This window comes from Collinsella tanakaei, assembly GCF_021531055.1.
Taxonomy (GTDB): Bacteria; Actinomycetota; Coriobacteriia; order Coriobacteriales; family Coriobacteriaceae; genus Collinsella; species Collinsella tanakaei_B.
Genome location: NZ_JADYTL010000002.1, coordinates 294656 through 312677, shown reverse-complemented (window position 1 = coordinate 312677; position 18022 = coordinate 294656). Strand labels below are relative to the sequence as shown.

The window sequence follows — 18022 nt, the reverse complement described above, 5'->3', positions numbered from 1 at the left end:
CCTATTTTCCCACGGGGAAGCGGGCGGGGGTGGGGGAGGTGATGCGTACCTGTGCGGCGTCGATGGGGTCGGTGAAGGCGAGATGTGCCGCGTGGAGCATGAGGCCTGCGGGATCGGGACGACCGTAGAGGACGTCACCTACAATGGGCAGCCCCGCATGGGAAAGATGCACGCGGATCTGGTGCTTGCGGCCGGTTTCGATCGAGACGTCGAGCAAGGTGAGCACTTGACCGCGAATGCGGGCCTGGGCAAGGACGCGGGCATGCGTGGTCGCCGGCTTGCCCGTACGGCTCACGCGCATGCGTCGGGCATCGTGCCGGTCGCGGCCGATCGGCCCCGTGAAGGTGCGTTCGCGCCACGCGGGCGCCCCGCAGACGACCGCGAGGTAGCGTTTGGTGAGCCGATGCTCGGCGATCATGCGGTCGTAGGCGGGCTGGGTCTGCTTGCAGGTCGAGAACAGCACGATGCCCGAGGTATCGCGGTCCAGACGCTGGAGCGCCTGCAGCTCGCTGGCGCGTTGTGCGTCGTCTGCATCGCCGCGGTCGCGCAGGAAGGTGCGTACCTCGTCGGTGAGCGTAGTCGCGCCCGTGCCGTCGCCGTGCACGATGATGCCGGCGGGTTTGTCGACCGCCAGCAGCGTCGGGCTCTCAAAGAGGACGACCGGGCCCGCCATGGATTACTCGACCCCCACGAACAGGCAACCGGCCGAGGTGCCGGGCAGGCGCTTGGCCGGCTTGCGACCGGCCTGCGCCGCATCGAGGGCGCGGCGCGCGCGGGAGACCAGCTGGGCGAGCTCGTCGGCGTCGATCAGCGTGCCATCCACGGCGAAGCGCGTGAGGCCTGCGGAGAGCAGCCGGGGAAGCTGCGGCGTGATGTCGAGCGGGATACCGTCGTACAGGCGCGACCGGCCGTGGATGTCGGTGCGGATCGGTAGCACCTTGCCGTCGATGTTGCGCAGGGAAAGGTCGCGGGCCCGCAGGCGGCAGTGCGCGCAGTCGTGGATGCAGCCGCCGGCGACCTGCAGGATACAGTGCTCACTCGTCATGACGCGCGGCTTGCCCGAGACCACGATGCCGACGGGCACCGCGGCGTGCGGGGCGATGCGTACGATCTCGTCCAAGGTGAGCTCCGGCGAAAGCCACAGGCCCGCCGCCCCGTGCGATTCGAGCGCATGGATGCACGCGACGTTGTGCACGGGGACGCAGCTGCGCACTTCGGGCGCGGCACCGCGTTCGACGGCGAGGGCGAGCTCGGAGATGTTGCCGATCGCGGCGGGTGCACCCGACTGCAGCCAGGGATCCACGTGGGTGTGGTCGGCCTCGCGGCAGATCTCGTCGAGGATCGGGATGATGTCGCGCTCACGCGCCTCGTCAGGCGTCAGGCCGGCTTCGGCGAGCGCGTCGGCGGTCATGTAGATGCGCTCGGCACCCGCCGCGCGGGCGGCGTCGGCGGCGTCGAGCGTCGGCGCGATGGCGCAGATGACGGCACCTACGGAATCACTTTGCCCGCAGGCCTCATCGGTGGCTGCGGTGAGGGCGGTCCGCTCGAACGCGGGCAGCTCGCTCAGGCGCTCGGCGCGCATGCGGCAGCCGTCGAGCATGACCCGCTCGAGCGCCTCGCATGCGGCGGCGCGCACCTTGTGCACGGCGGAAAAGCCCATGCCGCAGCCCTCGTCCAGCTCGACCGTAAAGGATGCCGCCTCGAAGGGCGACGACCCCATACGTCCCACATGCTCGATCAGATCGTCGGCGGTGACGGGGCGGGTGCGCGCCGGCTCGACGGTAAAGCCGCTTGCCGCCGCGGTGAAGGCCGGATCGTCGCTGCAGGCGAGCTCGACCGAGAAGGCCTCGCCGATACGGGCGCGGATGCGCACGTCGACGGCGCGCTTGCGCGGGACGTCGCGATGGAGCGCAGCGGCGGCCTCGTCGAGCGCGGCCTGGCTGCGGATGAGGCGCACGATGGCGCCGCGCGGCATGGCACGGGCGGCGCGGCACTCGATGACGGAACCCGCCGGCGCGTCCTCGCGGACGGTGACGGTCAAAAACCGGTCGAACTCGTCATCGTGGCGCAGCTCGAGCAGGTCTCCCTTGCCGACCGGCTCGTCGAGACGGATGCGCACGATGGCCGCGCGCACGCGCCGGTCGTCCGGGTGCAGGCCGGCGGGGTTGTTGGCGCGACGGCTGTCCAGCACCTCGCCCACGGTCTGGCCGCGGTTGTTGGAGCGCTCGTAGCTCATCATCTCGTCGCCCGAGGTGCCGTGCTGGTAGGCGCTCGTGAAGTCGCGATTGAAGCAGCGCTTGAGGCGGCGCGCACGGTCGCGCAGGTCATCGGGGGCGGACGTGGTGCGTCCCAGCGCGTCGTCGAGGGCCTCGCGGTAGGCGCGGGTCACCGAGTGGACGTAGTCGGATGCCTTCATGCGACCCTCGAGCTTGAGGGCGCCGGCGCCGGCCTCGATCAGTTCGGGCAGCAGCTCGGCGGTGCAGTTGTCGCGTGGGCACAGGGCGCGCTCGCGGCCGGGTGTGGGGATGGGTGCGCCGTTCTCGTCGAGCAGCTCGTAGGGTAGGCGGCAGGGCTGCGCGCACATGCCGCGGTTCGCCGAGCGGCCCGCGCAAGCGAAGCTCGACAGCAGGCACACGCCCGAGTACGAGAAGCAGATCGAGCCGTGGGCGAACACCTCGAGGTCCACGCCCGCCTGCGAGATCTTGGCGATCTCGGGGATCGACAGCTCGCGCGACAGCGTCACGCGGTCGGCGCCCGCGTCGCGGCACCAGCGGGTCGCGCGCAGGTCGTGGATGTTCGCCTGCGTGGATACGTGCAGCTCGAGGTCGGGCATGAGGCGACCGATCTCAAAGAACAGGCCCCAGTCCTGGATGATGAAGGCGTCGGCGCCCAGCTGCGCGCAGCGGCGGACGAGTTCGAGCGCATCGGCCATCTCGGCGTCCTTGATGACGATGTTCACGGTCACGTAGACGCGCGTGCCGGCGAGGTGCGCCATGCGGCAGGCCGCCTCGAAGGCCTCGTCGGTGAAGTTCGTCGCCTTGCGCCGGGCGTTGAACGCGCCCATGCCGCAGTAGATGGCATCGGCTCCCGCGGCGACGGCGGCGGCGAAGGCCTCGGGCCCGCCGGCGGGGGAGAGCAGTTCGGGATGGCGTGCGGACGTGAGCCGTTCGGCAGAAGATGTGCTCATACGCTTCTTTCCAGCTGATCGTTCGGGTTTTCCAGCCCCTGAGTATACCGTGCGCCCCGCGCAAGAGCCGTGTGGTGCGCAGGGCCGTACCATTTCGCCACGGGTCGAGCGGTATGTTCACCGACGAGCACGCAACGGGATGCGCAGCGCTGTCCGGACGCATGCCGGACAGCCCTGGGGAGCGAGGGGGGTCGGCGCTTTTCCCATTCAACCGTCGCACGCCGCCGCCTACGGATAAAACTTTCTCACACGTGATAATTTTCTTGCAACCGGTGAGAGCGTGAGCTAGCATCGGAAGCAGCGCGAAAGCGCCGGGCCGTTCGTGCTTTAGGCCCGATACGCAACGGATGCCGAAGTCCACCATAGCCTCCGGATTCCGGCGTCCGTTGTGGATGCACGTAGGCAACCTGCAACGAAGGAGCAGATCATGGACAAGAACGTCATCGCATCCGACAAGGCCCCCGCGGCGCTCGGCCCCTATTCCGCCGGCATCAAGACGGGCAACATGGTCTTTTTGTCCGGCCAGCTCGGCATCGACCCTGCGACCGGCAAGATGCCCGAGGGCGTCGAGGCGCAGGCGACCCAGTCGCTCGCCAACGTCGAGGCCCTGCTCGCCGCCGCCGGCGCCACTTTCGACAACGTGGTCAAGACGACGGTCTTCCTGGCCGATATCGCCGATTTCGCCAAGGTGAACGAGATCTACGCCTCCAAGTTCTCCCAGCCGTTCCCGGCGCGCAGCGCCGTGCAGGTGGGCGCGCTTCCCGCCGGTGGCCTGGTCGAGATCGAGGTCATCGCCGCGCTGTAGTCGCGGATTTCCCCGCAAACAGGCAAACGGTACAAGGGGTCGTGCATGTGCACGGCCCCTTGTTCTGGTTTGGAAGGTCACGCTGCGCCGAAATCGCAGGAAACGAAGGTGGGAAAACGGCGGATACGTGTCGCACGCAGGGTGCCAGGAGCCGTGATGACGTTTAGGGTTCGGTTTTGAGCGATCTCGTAATATAGACGAACAACGGACAAGGCCGTGACCTGCGCAAACGTGAACGCGGAACGCGCGTGTACTCGAGAGGCGCCCGCAAAACCGAACCGTAAACGGAGTAGCGCCGAAACGTGGGAAGAAAGGACGACGAATCGGGCGAAAACGCAGCACAACGCGTTGCGGCGTCCTGCCAGCTCCGTGTGATCAGCCCTCTTTGCGAACCTTCTGCAGGTAGCGATAGACGCTCGGCTCCGAGATCCCCATGGTCTCCGCACAGCTGGCGACAGCACCTTTGAGCAGGAACATGCCGTTGGCGTTGAGCGTGCGGATGATGTCGACGCGCTCGGCCTGCCCGAGCTTGTCGATGGAAAGGCCACGCTCGGCGACGAGGTCCTCGATGTTGCGGGCGATGAGGTCCTGCGTCGAGTCGGTGAGGCTCTCGACCTCGTGGGCGCCCGAGGCGGCGGTGTGGATCGGCAGGACGGGTGCGGTGGGCGCCTCGGTGCCGGCGGCGGACTCGGATGTCGGGACGCCGCCGTAGGCCGTCACGATCTGCTGCACGAGGGCGTCGAGTCGGTTGAGCAGCGAGACGTCGGTGTTGATGCACATCATGCCCACGCAGCGGCCGTCTTCGCGGATGATGAATGATGCGGAGCGCAGCGCCTTGTTGCCCGCGCTGCGGGTGGTGTAGCCGGCGACGAAATCGCGGTCGGCATAGGCGCCGTTCATGATCTTGACGGCGAGGTCGGTCGCGGGCGCGCCGATGGTGCGGCCGGAGACGTGCGCGTTGCGGATGTCGACGATGGAGTGGTCGGGATCGGTGAAGTCGTGCAGGACGATCTCGCTGTTTGCGCCCAAGACGGCCTCGAGGAAGTCGACGAGGGGTACGAAACTCTTGACGGTCGCGTTCATGATGCTCCATTCGACGGCGCAGAACCGAATATATGCTACTGCGATAACAATTTTTCATCGGTTAGGTTTTATTATACGCACGCGAGGGTAATGAGAAGAAGCGAAGGTGGAAAGGACACCGGCAGGACCCATGCCGAGCGCTTCAACCCACGTGAGCGGTTGCTTATGGTCGGCGAGCGGTCGCGCGGAGGCCCTGCGCGTGAAAACACCCCGGCGACTTTTTTACATTGGCCTATGCGGACATAGGCCAATGTAAAAAAGTCGCCGGGGTGTTTTCACGCTCTGCGGGCACATTCCGTATCGGTCGCACTTACGGGCTTCAACCTACCGTTTGGCGAGTGGTAAAAAATTATTATTGAACATGAGAATTTCCTATCTTACGATTGGTGCAACTGGAATGCTGCGGGTACGGCACCCCGCGGCCTGGAAGAAAGTAGTGGTCTGATATGGCAAACGGCATCACGGCCTCCTCGCATGATGCGCTGTTCACGCGCGAGGGAATGCCCCCCATCAAGGATATGGTGCCCTGCGCGCTCCAGCACGTGCTGGCCTCGTTCGCGGGCATCATCACCCCGGCGATCATCATCGCGTCGGTGTACAACTGGGACGCCCAGGCGCGCACCGACATCATCCAGGTGGCGCTGATCCTGTCGGCGATCGACACAGCGCTCCAAGCGTTCGCCCCGTTCCGCCGCATCGGCGGCGGCCTGCCCATCGTCATGGGCGTCTCGTTCGCCTTCCTGCCGGCGCTGCAGGCCATGGGTGCCGACTTCTCGTTCGGCTCCCTGCTCGGCGGCGAGATCGTCGGCGGTATCGCGGCGATCCTGTTCGGTCTGTTCTACAGCAAGCTCAAGAACCTGTTCCCGCCCGTCGTGACCGGCACGGTCATCTTCACGATCGGCGTGTCGCTGTACCCGACGGCCGTCAAGTACATGGCCGGCGGCGAGGGCACGCCCATCTGGGGCACCCCGCAGAGCTGGATCGTGGCGCTCATCACGTTCGCGGTCGTGTTCTTCCTGTCCAACTTCACCAAGGGCACCCTCAAGCTCGGCAGCGTGTTCTTCGGCATGATCGTGGGCATTATCGTGTCCGCGCCCTTCGGTATGCTCGACTTCTCGAGCGTGGGCAGCGCCGGCGTCTTCGCCCTGCCCAAGCTCATGCCCTATGCCCTCGAGTTCCATCCCGAGGTCTGCATCACGCTCGCCGTGGTCTACCCGATGGTCGCCATCCAGGTCATCGGCGACGTCTCCGCCGCCTGCCTGGGTTCCATCGACCGCATGCCTGAGGAGCGCGAGCTGTCCGGCGCCATCGTGTCGCAGGGCGTGACGAGCATCATCTCCGCCTTCATCGGCGGCCTGCCCACCAGCGCGCTCGGCCAGAACGTCGGCATCATCGCCTCCAACAAGGTCATCAACAAGTGGGTGTTCGCCATCGTGGCGGCGGTCTTCGCGCTCGCCGGCCTCTTCCCGCAGCTGTCCGCCCTGCTGACCGCCATCCCGCAGCCGGTCATCGGCGGCGCGACCGTCGGCGTGTTCGGCACCATCACCATGAACGGCATCCGCATGTTCACCAAGGAGGGCCTGACCCAGCGCGTCGCCACCATCGTCGGCACGTCCGTCGTGTTCGGCCTCGGCATCTGGATGGCCTCCGGCTGCCTTGCCGGCGAGGGCATGCCCACGTGGATCTCGACGGTCGTCGGCTCCAACGCCATCACTCCCTGCGCCATCATGGCCATCATCCTGAACCTCATCCTTCCCCCGACGCCTCCGGTCGACCGCCATGTCGACGCCGCCAAGGAGGCCGCGGTCGGCGCCGTGCTGCCCGATCACAAGAAGTAGGCGACTCAGGCGCCCGGTCCCGTGCGGCAGGGCGCCCTCTCGCGCGGTCCGGCGTCCCATCCGCCGCACCGTGCGCGACGAGGGATAATCCGCCCGGCACACCGCGCCGGGCGTGCGCGTAGGACGGGGGAGGTGCCCGCCCGCCGGCTCGGGCCGAGACGCGTCGCAACAACATATGTCCGAGGTGTTAAACCCCGCCTTGACGACGAAGGGAGAACCCATGCTTATCGTAGGTAACGGGTCGGTCGTCACTCGCGACGAGGAGATGCCGTATCTGGAGCGCGGCGCGGTCCTGATCGACGGAGATTCCATCGTTGCGGTGGGGGATGAAGGCGAGCTGACCGCCGCCAACCCCGGCGCCGAGTACGTCGACGCGCACGGCGGCATCATCATGCCGGGTCTCGTGAACTGCCATACCCACATCTATTCCGGCCTGGCTCGCGGCCTTGCCATCAAGGGCTGCAACCCCACCAACTTCCTCGAGAACCTCGAGCAGCAGTGGTGGAAGATCGATGACAACCTCACACTGGATGGCACCCGCGCGAGCGCCTACGCCACGGTGCTCGACAGCCTGCGCGACGGCGTGACCACGATCTTCGACCACCACGCGAGCTTCTGCGAGATCCCGGGGTCCCTCTTTGCCATCAAGGACGTCTGCGAGGAGACGGGCATCCGCGCGTGCCTGTGCTACGAGACCTCCGACCGCCGCGGCGATGCCAAGCGCGACCAGTCGATCGCCGAGAACGCCGAGTTCGCGCAGTGGGCCGCGAAGGCCCAGGCCGAGGGCAACTCCATGATCGCCGCGATGTTCGGCGGACACGCCACCTTCACGCTGTCCGACGAGACGATGGACAAGATGGCCGAGGCCAATGGCGGCCTCACCGGCTTCCACATCCACGTGTGCGAGGGCATGAACGACGTATGGGACAGCCGGAAGAACCGCGGCGGCATCTCGCCGATCGAGCGCCTGCTGCAGCACGACCTGCTCGGCCCGCGCACGATGCTCGGTCACTGCATCCACGTCACGCCCGCCGAGATGGACATCATCAAGGAGACCGGTACCCATATCGTCAACAACCCCGAGTCCAACATGGGCAACGCCGTGGGCTGCGCGCCGGTGCTCGAGTTCTTCCGTCGCGGCATCCCGGTGCACATGGGCACCGACGCCTACACGCACGACATGCTCGAGAGCCTGAAGGTCTTCCTCGTCATCCAGCGTCACAACGCCGCCATGCCCAACGTGGGCTGGGGCGAGGCCATGACGATGCTCTTCCAGAACAACCCCGCCATGGCGAGCGAATACTTCGGTCGCAAGATCGGCGTGCTGGCGCCCGGTGCCGCCGCCGACGTGATCGTGATGGACTACAACAAGTTCACGCCGTTTTCCGAGGAGAACGTCGACGGCCATATGCTGTTCGGCATGATGGGCAAGAACTGCCGCACCACGATCGTCAACGGCAAGGTGCTCTACCGCGACCGCGAGTTCGTGGCCTTCGACGAGGAGCGCATCAACGCCTGGACCATGGAGCAGAGCAAGAAGCTTTGGGGCGAGCTGAACGGTCGCACCTACTAAAGACGTGAACGGGTTGGTTGGGGGACGTGTTCCCTCCAACCCATCAAGAGGGATTGAAGGGGTTGGATGGAACACGTCCCCAACCAACCCATCGATAAGAGGGGATATGACAATGAGCGACATCATGAGGCCCATTCCGTTTTCGAATCTGATGAACTGGGTGATGACCGAGCACGACGAGTCCGGCTCGATCTTCGGCGTGCGCAAGATCGTGCGCGCCAACGCCGCCGGCGCCCTGCCGATCTTCGACGAGAAGATCGAGACGCCCTTCGGCCCGGCCGCCGGCCCCAACACGCAGCTCGCGCAGAACATCATCGCCGCCTACGTGGCCGGCTCGCGCTTCTTCGAGCTCAAGACCGTCCAGGTCATGGACGGTGAGGAGCTGTCGGCCTGCGTGAACAAGCCCTGCATCACCGCCGCTGACGAGTGCTACAACTGCGAGTGGTCCACCGAGCTCGAGGTGCCGCAGGCCTATGCCGAGTACGTCAAGGCCTGGTTCGCCTGCCACCTGATCGCCCGCGAGTACGGCCTGGGCGAACCCGACGGTTTCGTGTTCAACATGAGCGTGGGATACGATCTGGAGGGCATCAAGTCGCCGAAGGTCGACGCCTACATCGAGGGCATGAAGGACGCCTCCGGCTCCGAGGTGTGGGCCGAGTGCCGTGAGTGGGCGCTGGCCAACCTCGACCGCTTCCAGAACGTCGACGCCGCGTTTGTCGACTCCATCCCGGCGCGCGTGTCCAACTCCATCACCGAGTCCACGCTGCACGGCTGCCCGCCCGCCGAGATCGAGCGCATCGCCACCTACCTCATCACCGAGAAGAACCTCAACACCTACATCAAGTGCAACCCGACGCTTCTGGGCTACGACTTCGCCCGTGCGCGCCTGAACGAGCTCGGCTTCGACTACATCGCCTTCGACGACCGCCATTTCGTCGAGGACCTGCAATGGGAAGATGCCGTGCCTATGTTCGAGCGCCTGATGGCCCTGTGCGCCGAGCGCGGTTTGGACTTCGGCGTCAAGCTCACCAACACCTTCCCGGTCGACGTGACCCGCGGCGAGCTGCCGAGCGACGAGATGTACATGTCCGGTCGCACGCTGTTCTCGCTCACCATCGAGGTGGCGCGCCGTATCACCGAGCAGTTCTGTGGCAAGCTGCGCATCTCCTACTCCGGCGGTGCGACGGTCTACAACATCCGCTCGCTGTACGACGCGGGCATCTGGCCGATCACCATGGCGACCGACGTGCTCAAGCCCGGCGGCTATGAGCGCATGAGTCAGATCGCCGGCGAGTTCGAGGATCTGGACGGTCGCGCGTTCGAGGGCATCTCGCTCGACGCCGTCGTGGCGATCCAGGAGGATTCGCTCGTGAGCCCGCTCTACCGCAACCCGCTGCGCAAGCTGCCCTCGGCCAAGGTGCCCGGCGGCACGCCGCTCATGGACTGCTTCACCGCGCCCTGCCGCACCGGCTGCCCCATCTCGCAGGACATCCCGGCCTACCTGGCCGCCGTGGAGGAGGGCCGCTTCGAGGACGCGTTCTCCATCATCATCGAGCGCAACGCGCTGCCGCACATCACCGGCACCATCTGCCCGCACCCCTGCGGCAAGAGCTGCGAGCGCGCCTTCTACGAGCCCGAGGGCGCCCAGATCCGCGCGAGCAAGCTGCGCGCCGCGCACGAGGCGTTCAACAGCGTGCTGCCGCGCCTCAAGGCCGGGGCCTCCGAGAAGGTCTCCGATAAGAACGTCGCCGTCATCGGTGGCGGCCCGGCCGGCCTCGCCGTGGCGTTCTTCCTGTCGCGCGCGGGCGTGCCCGTCACGATCTTCGAGGCCAAGGACACACTCGGCGGCATCGTGCGCCACGTGATCCCCGAGTTCCGCATCGCGAGCGCCGACATCGACGCCGACGTCGAGCTCTGCCGCGCCTTCGGCGTCGAGGTCAAGCTGAACGCCCGCGTCGAGTCCATCGACGCCCTGCGTGCCGAGGGCTACACCGACGTCGTCGTGGCGACCGGCGCCTGGTTGCCCGGCTCCGCGGGCCTGGGCGAGGGTGCCGAGCTCGACGTCCTCGAGTTCCTCGAGGCCGCCAAGAAGGCGCCCGAGACGCTGTCGCTCGGCACCGACGTCGTGGTCATCGGCGCCGGCAACACCGCCATGGACGCCGCCCGCGTGGCCAAGCGCGCCGCCGGCGTGGAGAACGTCCGCCTGGTCTACCGCCGCACCAAGGCCCAGATGCCCGCCGACGAGGAGGAGCTGGACTTCGCGCTCGAAGACGGCGTGGAGTTCATGGAGCTGCTCGCCCCGGTGTCGCTGGCCGACGGCGAGCTCACCTGCAACGTCATGCGCCTCGGCGAGCCGGACGCCTCCGGCCGCCGTGCGCCCGAGCCGACCGGTGAGACCGTGACCGTGCCCGCCACCACCGTGATCTGCGCGGTGGGCGAGCGCATCGACGCGTCGCTCTACGAGGGCGCCGGCGTCGAGGTCGACCGCCGCGGCCGTCCGGCCGGCGTGGCCACCGGTGTGGCCGGCGTGTGGGCCGCAGGCGACTGCCGTCGCGGTCCGGCGACCGTCGTCGAGGCCATCGCCGACGCCGCCGAGGTCGCCCGCGCGATCGCGAACGTCGACTTCAACCACTACGCGGACGCCAACGAGCAGCTGGATGTCGCGGCCTCCATCGCCAAGAAGGGCAACCTCTGCCGCGACAAGGCAACCTGCACCCACACCCGCTGCCTCGGCTGCGCCGCGGTGTGCGAGGTCTGCTGCGACGTGTGCCCCAACCGCGCCAACGTGGCGATCGAGGTGCCCGGCCTCGACAAGCAGCAGGTCGTCCATGTTGACGGCATGTGCAACGAGTGCGGCAACTGCGCCGTGTTCTGCCCGTATGAGACCGGCCGTCCCTACAAGGATAAACTCACGCTGTTCTGGAGCGGCGACGACATGCTCGCCTCCGAGAACGACGGCTTCATGAAGCTCGCCGACGGGAAGTTCTCCGTGCGTCTGGGCGGCGAGATCCGCGTCGTGGACGTGGACGACGCCGGCTGCGGCGTGCCCGACGCCGTGCGCCGCACCATCGCCGCGGTGCGCGACTCCTACGGCTACCTGTTCTGCGAGTAACGTCCGCCACGTATTCGGGGATGTTCCCGCGCCCGATGTCCCAAAAGGGCCGGGGCGTTTCGGGACATCCCCGGTGTCCGGTACCGTCCCAATGGAGGGGAATCATGACCGAGACCACCCATCAGATCTGGGTCGCCGATGAGGGCTGCATCGGCTGCGGCATGTGCGAGCGCGTGTGCCCCTGCGGCGCCATGCACGTCGTCGACAAGCAGGCCGCCATCGACTACGCCCGCTGCATCAGCTGCGGCATGTGCGCGACCAAGTGCCCCAAGCACGTCATCCACGATACGCTCGGCATCTTCGCCGCAGCTGAATAGAGAGGGGTATCGCCATGGCAAAACAGCCGGTGAGCTATACCTTCACCGTCAACGGCGTCGAGCGCACGGTCACCGAGAAGAAGCCGCTTCTGCGCTACCTGCGTGACGACCTGCACATCCATTCCGCCAAGGACGGCTGCTCGGAGGGCGCGTGCGGCACCTGCACGATCCTCGTCGACGATCACGCCGTCAAGGCCTGCGTGCTCACCACCGAGCTCGCCGCCGGCCGCGACATCGTGACCGTCGAGGGCCTGCCCACAGCCGAGCAGGAGGCCTTCGTCTACGCCTTCGGCGCGGTGGGCGCCGTGCAGTGCGGCTTTTGCATCCCCGGCATGGTGATGGCGGGTGCGGGCCTCATCCACAAGGTCGCCGACCCCACCGAGGACCAGATCAAGGAAGCCATCAAGGGCAACGTCTGCCGCTGCACGGGATACAAGAAGATCATCGAGGGCATAGCACTCGCCGCCGCCATCCTGCGCGGCGAGGCCCAGATCGATTCCGAGCTCGAGCGCGGCGAGCGCTACGGCGTGGGCGAGCGAGCCTTCCGCGTGGACGTGCGCCGAAAGGTGCTCGGCTACGGCAAGTACCCCGACGACATCGACGAGACGGACTTCCCCGACCTCACGTACGCCTCCGCCGTGCGCTCCAAGTACCCGCGCGCCCGCGTGGTCAAGATCGATGCGGACCGTGCCCGCGCCCTGCCCGGCGTGCTCGCCGTCCTGACCGCGGCCGACGTGCCGGTGAACGCGGTGGGCCACCTCATCTACGACTGGGACGTCATGATCGCCGAGGGCGACGTCACCCGCTGCGTGGGCGACGCCATCGCCCTTGTGGTGGCCGAGGATGCCGCCACGCTCGAGCGCGCCAAGAAGCTCGTCAAGATCACCTACGAGGAGCTCGAGCCCGTGCGGAGCATCGCCGAGGCCCGCGCCGACGACGCCCCGGTGCTCCACGATAAGTTCCTGGCCTTCGGTAACTGGGTCGAACTCGAGAACAACATCTGCCAGCAGCGCCACGTGGTCCGCGGCGACGCGGCGACGGCGCTCGCGAACTCCGCGCACAAGGTGACACGCACCTTCACCACACCCTTCACCGAGCACGCCTTCTTGGAGCCCGAGTGCGCCGTGGCCTTCCCCTACAAGGACGGCGTCAAGGTGTGCTCGTCCGACCAGGGTGCCTACGACTCCCGCAAGGAGATCGCCCACATGCTCGGCTGGGATGCCACCCCGGAGCGCGTGGTCGTGGAGACCATGCTCGTGGGCGGCGGCTTCGGCGGCAAGGAGGACGTGTCCGTCCAGCACCTGGCGGCGCTCGCCGCGCTCGCGGTGAATCGCCCGGTCAAGTGCCGTCTCACGCGCGAGGAGTCCATCAAGTTCCATCCCAAGCGCCACGCCATGGAGGGCACATTCACGCTCGGTTGCGACGAGAACGGCATCTTCACGGGCCTGGACTGCGAGATCAACTTCGACACGGGCGCCTATGCGTCGCTGTGCGGCCCGGTGCTCGAGCGCGCCTGCACACACTCGGTCGGTCCGTACTGCTACCAGAACACCGACATCCGCGGCTTTGGCTGGTACACCAACAACCCGCCGGCGGGCGCCTTCCGCGGCTTCGGCGTGTGCCAGAGCGAGTTTGCCCTCGAGATGCTCATCAACCTGCTGGCCGAGGAGGTCGGCATCAGCCCGTGGGAGATCCGCTACCGCAATGCCATCGAGCCCGGTAAGGTGCTGCCCAACGGCCAGATCGCCGACTGCTCGACGGCGCTCAAGGAGACCTTGCTCGCCGTGAAGGACGTCTTTGACGCGCATCCGGGTCATGCCGGCATCGCCTGCGCCATGAAGAACGCCGGCGTGGGCGTGGGCCTGCCCGACGCGGGCCGCTGCAAGATCCGCGTGGAGGACGGCCGCGCCGTGGTGTACTCGGCGACCTCCGACATCGGCCAGGGCTGCAACACCGTCTTTTTGCAGGACGTGGCCGAGGCCACGCGCCTGCCGCTGTCGCACATCGTCAACGGCGAGTGCTCCACCGAGAACGCGCCGGACTCCGGCACCACCTCCGGCTCGCGCCAGACCCTCATCACCGGTGAGGCCGTGCGCGGCGCCGCCTTCCTGCTGCGCGACGCCATGCTGGCGGTCGAGGCGGGCGACGAGGTTTCGTGCGAGCCCGTCGTTGCCCACGGTGACGGCTTCGTCGTGGAGTACGCCGACGGCACGCCGTATGCGGGTCCGGGCTCCGCGATACACCCCGCCGACCCGACCACCTCGCTGGCGGCGCTCGAGGGCCGCGAGTTCTCCTACGAGTACCTGGAGAAGACCGACAAGCTGGGTGCCGATGTGCCCAACCCCAAGAGCCACGTGGCCTACGGCTACGCGACGCACGTCGTGATCCTGGACGACGACGGCCGCGTGACCGAGGTCCACGCCGCGCACGACTCCGGCAAGGTGGTGAACCCCATCGCCATCCAGGGTCAGATCGAGGGCGGTGTGCTCATGGGCATGGGTTACGCGCTGACCGAGGACTTCCCGCTCGTCGATGGCGTCCCGCAGGCCAAGTTCGGTACGCTGGGGCTCTTCCGCTCCACGGACATCCCGTTCATCAACGCCATCTACGTGGAGAAAGACGAGCTACTGCCCGTGGGCTACGGTGCCAAGGGCATCGGCGAGATCGCCACGATCCCCACGGCCCAGGCCGTGGCGGGCGCCTACTACGCGCTCGACGGCGTCTACCGCACCAAGCTGCCGCTGGAGGACACGTACTACACGCGCTAGGTGGATGATCGGGGACGTGTTCGATGATCGGGGACGTGTTCCGTCCAACCCATCTTTGATGATCGGGGACGTGTTCCGTCCAACCCATCGGATGATCGGGGACGTGTTCCGTCCAACCCATCTCGCGGCGCCCCGTTCGGCTTTCGTGCCGGGCGGGGCGCCGTCTTTCTGGCGGTCGAAGCTCGCGACTGGGAACTCCGTACTGACGTCGGGGCTCCGTACTGACAGCTGAGACTCACTACTGACAGCCGGGACTCCGTACTGACACGGGGGACTCAGTACTGACAGCAGAAACTCTGTACTGACAGAACTTGGCTAAAACGCCCCGTTTGTGTCAATACGGAGTTCCAACTGTCAATAGAGAGTCCGCACTGTCAATACTGAGTTCCGGATGCAAGGATGTCCCAAAACACTCCTGGCCCTTTTCGGGGACATCGCGAGGACTCGGGCGCGGGTACAATCGTGCGTAGCGAGTGAGGGGAGCCTGCCGTGCCGTTTTCCATCGAGCGCAACGATATCGCGCGCGTCCGCGCCGACGTGCTGGTCAATGCCGCTAACGAGCAGCTGGCGCCGGGCGGGGGCGTGTGCGGCGCGCTGTTTTCCGTGGCGGGCTTCGATCGCATGGACGCGGCGTGCCGCGCGATCGGCCAGTGTCCCACGGGAAGCGCGGTTGCAACGCCCGGTTTCAACCTGCCGTGCCGGTGGGTCGTGCACGCGGTCGGGCCGGTATGGCGCGGTGGCGCGCACGGCGAGGAGCAGCAGCTCAGGTCGTGCTACCAAAGCATCTTCGCCGAGGTCGAGCGCCTGGGGGCGAGCTCGGTCGCCTATCCGCTCATCTCGGCGGGTATCTACGGGTACCCGCAGGCCGAGGCGTTGCGCATCGCGCGCGAGGAGACGGCGGCCTTCCTCGACCGCGTTGATGATGACGTCCGGGTGACGCTCGTGGTGTTCAGCCGCGATGTGATCAGCGCCGGCGGCAGCCTGTTCGCCGATCTGCAGGAGTATATCGACGACGCCTATGTTGAGGCGAGCCCCCATATCCGTCGTCGTATGGAGGAGCGGGAGAGCCTGCCGGATTGGGTGCTCGAAGACGAGGCGCTGGCCCCGACGGCTCCTGCTCCGTCCGCCCAGATGTCCGCGCCCTCGTCCCCATATACCGCGGCTGCACTCGAGTACATGTCGTTTGGATCCGAGCCCCAGTCGCAACCCGCCGATCTGGCCGATCTCCTCGACCATCTGGACGAGCCGTTCTCGACCACCCTGCTCGCCCTCATCGATGCGCGCGGCATGACGGACGCGCAGGTATACAAGCGCGCCAACATCAGTCGGCAACTGTTCGCCAAGATTCGCGCGAACGCGGGCTATCGGCCCACCAAGCCCACGGCGGTGGCGCTCGCACTCGCACTCGAGCTCGATTACGACCAGACGCAGGACCTGCTGTCGCGCGCGGGCCTCACGCTGTCGCGCAGCAGCAAGTTCGACGTGATCATCGAGTTTTTCATCGACCGCGGCGTCTACGACATCTTCCGCGTCAACGAGGCACTGTTCGCCTACGACCAGCCGTTGCTGGGATCGATGTAGGGGGTTTGCGCGCTGTTGGCGTCGATGTAGGAGCGCTGGTGCTGTCGGTGTCGATGTAGGGGCTCGGATGCCACCTGGATCAAGGCAGGGGCTCGGTTCTTGCCGGTGCCGTCGTCGGGGGCGCGTGCTCGCGCCTTCCGCTCCGCTTGCCGGCTCTGGGCTGGGCATTCGCTCGCGAAGTAGCCCGCGCGTGATTTGTCGCCTGGCGGTTTACCTGCCATGCGTGTCCGCTCGGTAATCTCCAAAGTGTCAAAAGGAAACCCCGACACCGAGGAGGCAACCATGAGCAAGCACGAGCATGACGAGCGGGAGACGCGCGCGGAGCGCATCGAGCGTTCGGGTGAGGAGAACGAGAGCCGCGATCGCCACGACAAAAAGCGCCCCAACCGAACCGAGATCGTCTTCATCCTGGACGCGAGTGGGTCGATGAGCGGGCTGGAGCCCGATACGGTCGGCGGCTTCAACGCCATGATCGCCGAGAACCGCGAGGAGCCCGGCGAGGCGACCGTTTCGACCATCCTGTTCAACGAGAAGAGCCGCGTGCTGCACGACCGCGTGGACATCCGCAAGGTGCCGCGCCTTACGCGTAAGCAATATCGCTGCTACGGCTGCACGGCGCTGCTGGACGCGGTGGGCGGCGCCATCAAACACGTCGACCTTGTGCAGAGCATTCTGCCGGACGAGTACCGCGCCGACCGCGTGCTGTTCGCGATCACGACGGACGGCATGGAAAACGCGAGCCGAACCTTCACCTACCCGCGCGTCAAGCACATGATCGAGGAGCATCGCGAGCGCGGCTGGGAGTTCCTGTTCATCGGCGCGAACATCGATGCGGCGGCGGAGGCCGAGCGGCTGGGCATCGCGCGCGAGTACGCGGCTGACTACCTGGCCGACGAACAGGGGACCGGGGTCGTCTACCAGGCGATGTCGACGGCGATCGGGTTGGCTCGTGCGGCGGAGCCCTCGGCGCCGCTGTCGGAAGCGTGGCGCTTCGGGTTGGACGAGGACATGCGCACACGTGGCGGGCGGTCGTAGTTCGAGCGCGGGCGAGCGTGGACGAGTGTGGACGGGTGTGGGCCTGCCCGGGCGCGCGCCGAGCACGGGCGAGTTCTGCCGAGTGCCGCCGAGCTTCCCTTAAGGGAAATGCAAGGTCCGCTGCACGAGGCGTTCACCGACGTCCGGGGGTCGTTTGAGATAATCGTGGCGTATGGAACACAGGCGCGCGGGCGGCGACGGTGCCGTCCGCGCGCGGCAAAGGAGGGGTGGGCGATGAGCCTTCTCGGCAACATCATCTGGATTCTGCTCGGCGGCATCTGGACGGCGATCGGCTGGCTGCTGCTGGGAATCGTCTTCTGCATCACCGTCGTGGGAATCCCCCTGGGGTTGCAGTGCTTCAAGATGGCGACGCTCACCCTCGCACCGTTCGGCAAGACGATCGAGTACGGTGGCGGTGCGCCGTCGTTTGTGGCGAACGTGTTCTGGGTGATCTTCGCCGGCATCCCGATGTGCATCGCCTATCTGATCGCCGGCGTGCTGAACTGCATCACGATCATCGGGATCCCATTCGGGCTGCAGAGCTTCAAGATGGCGAAACTCTCGCTGCTGCCGTTCGGCGCGTCCGTGCTCGGGTGAGATTTGCGGGCGGATAGGTGCTCGGCGGCTTGCCGGGCTCCGTACTGACAGCTGGGACTCTGTGCTGACATGGGGGACTCCGTACTGACAATTGGGGCTCCGTACTGACAGCGGAAACTCCGTACT

At 66.8% G+C, this 18022-nt stretch carries 12 protein-coding genes; 9 read left to right on the top strand and 3 right to left on the bottom strand.

Annotated elements, in window-relative coordinates; translation table 11 throughout:
- Position 1: 1 nt before the first annotated feature.
- Together I6E04_RS03545 and I6E04_RS03540 are read right to left on the bottom strand one after the other, a co-directional pair.
- Entirely contained in the window at positions 2-673 is a 672-nt protein-coding gene (locus tag I6E04_RS03545) for an RluA family pseudouridine synthase (RefSeq protein ID WP_235421793.1), read from the bottom strand.
- Between the two features lie 3 nt (positions 674-676).
- A complete protein-coding gene (locus I6E04_RS03540) occupies positions 677-3187 on the bottom strand; it encodes a U32 family peptidase (protein WP_235421792.1) in 2511 nt (836 codons plus the stop codon).
- Positions 3188-3614: 427 nt separating this feature from the next.
- Here I6E04_RS03540 and I6E04_RS03535 point away from each other — a divergent pair, with 427 nt between their 5' ends.
- Positions 3615-3992: a RidA family protein gene (locus tag I6E04_RS03535; RefSeq protein ID WP_235421791.1), complete on the top strand. Its 378-nt coding sequence runs from the start codon at positions 3615-3617 to the stop codon at positions 3990-3992.
- Between the two features lie 375 nt (positions 3993-4367).
- Here the strand turns inward: I6E04_RS03535 and I6E04_RS03530 are convergent, their stop codons facing one another.
- On the bottom strand, positions 4368-5075 hold the full coding sequence (locus tag I6E04_RS03530) for a helix-turn-helix transcriptional regulator (RefSeq protein ID WP_235421790.1): 708 nt from the start codon (positions 5073-5075) through the stop codon (positions 4368-4370).
- A 446-nt stretch (positions 5076-5521) separates the two neighbouring features.
- On the opposite strand from I6E04_RS03530, the gene I6E04_RS03525 reads away from it, so the two are divergent.
- The 8 genes from I6E04_RS03525 (at position 5522) to I6E04_RS03490 (ending at position 17896) form a co-directional block, all read left to right on the top strand.
- The gene (locus I6E04_RS03525; RefSeq protein WP_235421789.1) at positions 5522-6913 is read left to right on the top strand and encodes a uracil-xanthine permease family protein; all 1392 of its coding nucleotides are present in this window, start codon (positions 5522-5524) and stop codon (positions 6911-6913) included.
- Between the two features lie 220 nt (positions 6914-7133).
- Complete coding sequence (gene ssnA, locus I6E04_RS03520) at positions 7134-8486, top strand: putative aminohydrolase SsnA (protein ID WP_235421788.1); 1353 nt, start codon at positions 7134-7136, stop codon at positions 8484-8486.
- 112 nt (positions 8487-8598) lie between these two features.
- Positions 8599-11598, top strand: a complete 3000-nt coding sequence (ygfK, locus tag I6E04_RS03515) for a putative selenate reductase subunit YgfK (protein ID WP_235421787.1) — start codon at positions 8599-8601, stop codon at positions 11596-11598.
- Positions 11599-11702: 104 nt separating this feature from the next.
- Positions 11703-11915, top strand: coding sequence for a 4Fe-4S binding protein (locus tag I6E04_RS03510; RefSeq protein WP_235421786.1), 213 nt, complete (start codon positions 11703-11705; stop codon positions 11913-11915).
- A 14-nt stretch (positions 11916-11929) separates the two neighbouring features.
- Positions 11930-14683 carry a selenium-dependent xanthine dehydrogenase gene (gene xdh, locus I6E04_RS03505; RefSeq protein WP_235421785.1) on the top strand — a complete coding sequence of 918 codons (2754 nt, stop codon included), beginning with the start codon at positions 11930-11932 and terminating at the stop codon, positions 14681-14683.
- Positions 14684-15172: 489 nt separating this feature from the next.
- Positions 15173-16264: a macro domain-containing protein gene (locus I6E04_RS03500; RefSeq protein WP_235421784.1), complete on the top strand. Its 1092-nt coding sequence runs from the start codon at positions 15173-15175 to the stop codon at positions 16262-16264.
- A gap of 282 nt (positions 16265-16546) precedes the next feature.
- Positions 16547-17299 carry a vWA domain-containing protein gene (locus tag I6E04_RS03495; RefSeq protein ID WP_235421783.1) on the top strand — a complete coding sequence of 251 codons (753 nt, stop codon included), beginning with the start codon at positions 16547-16549 and terminating at the stop codon, positions 17297-17299.
- A gap of 234 nt (positions 17300-17533) precedes the next feature.
- Positions 17534-17896 carry a YccF domain-containing protein gene (locus I6E04_RS03490; RefSeq protein ID WP_235421782.1) on the top strand — a complete coding sequence of 121 codons (363 nt, stop codon included), beginning with the start codon at positions 17534-17536 and terminating at the stop codon, positions 17894-17896.
- The last annotated feature ends 126 nt before the right edge of the window (positions 17897-18022 follow it).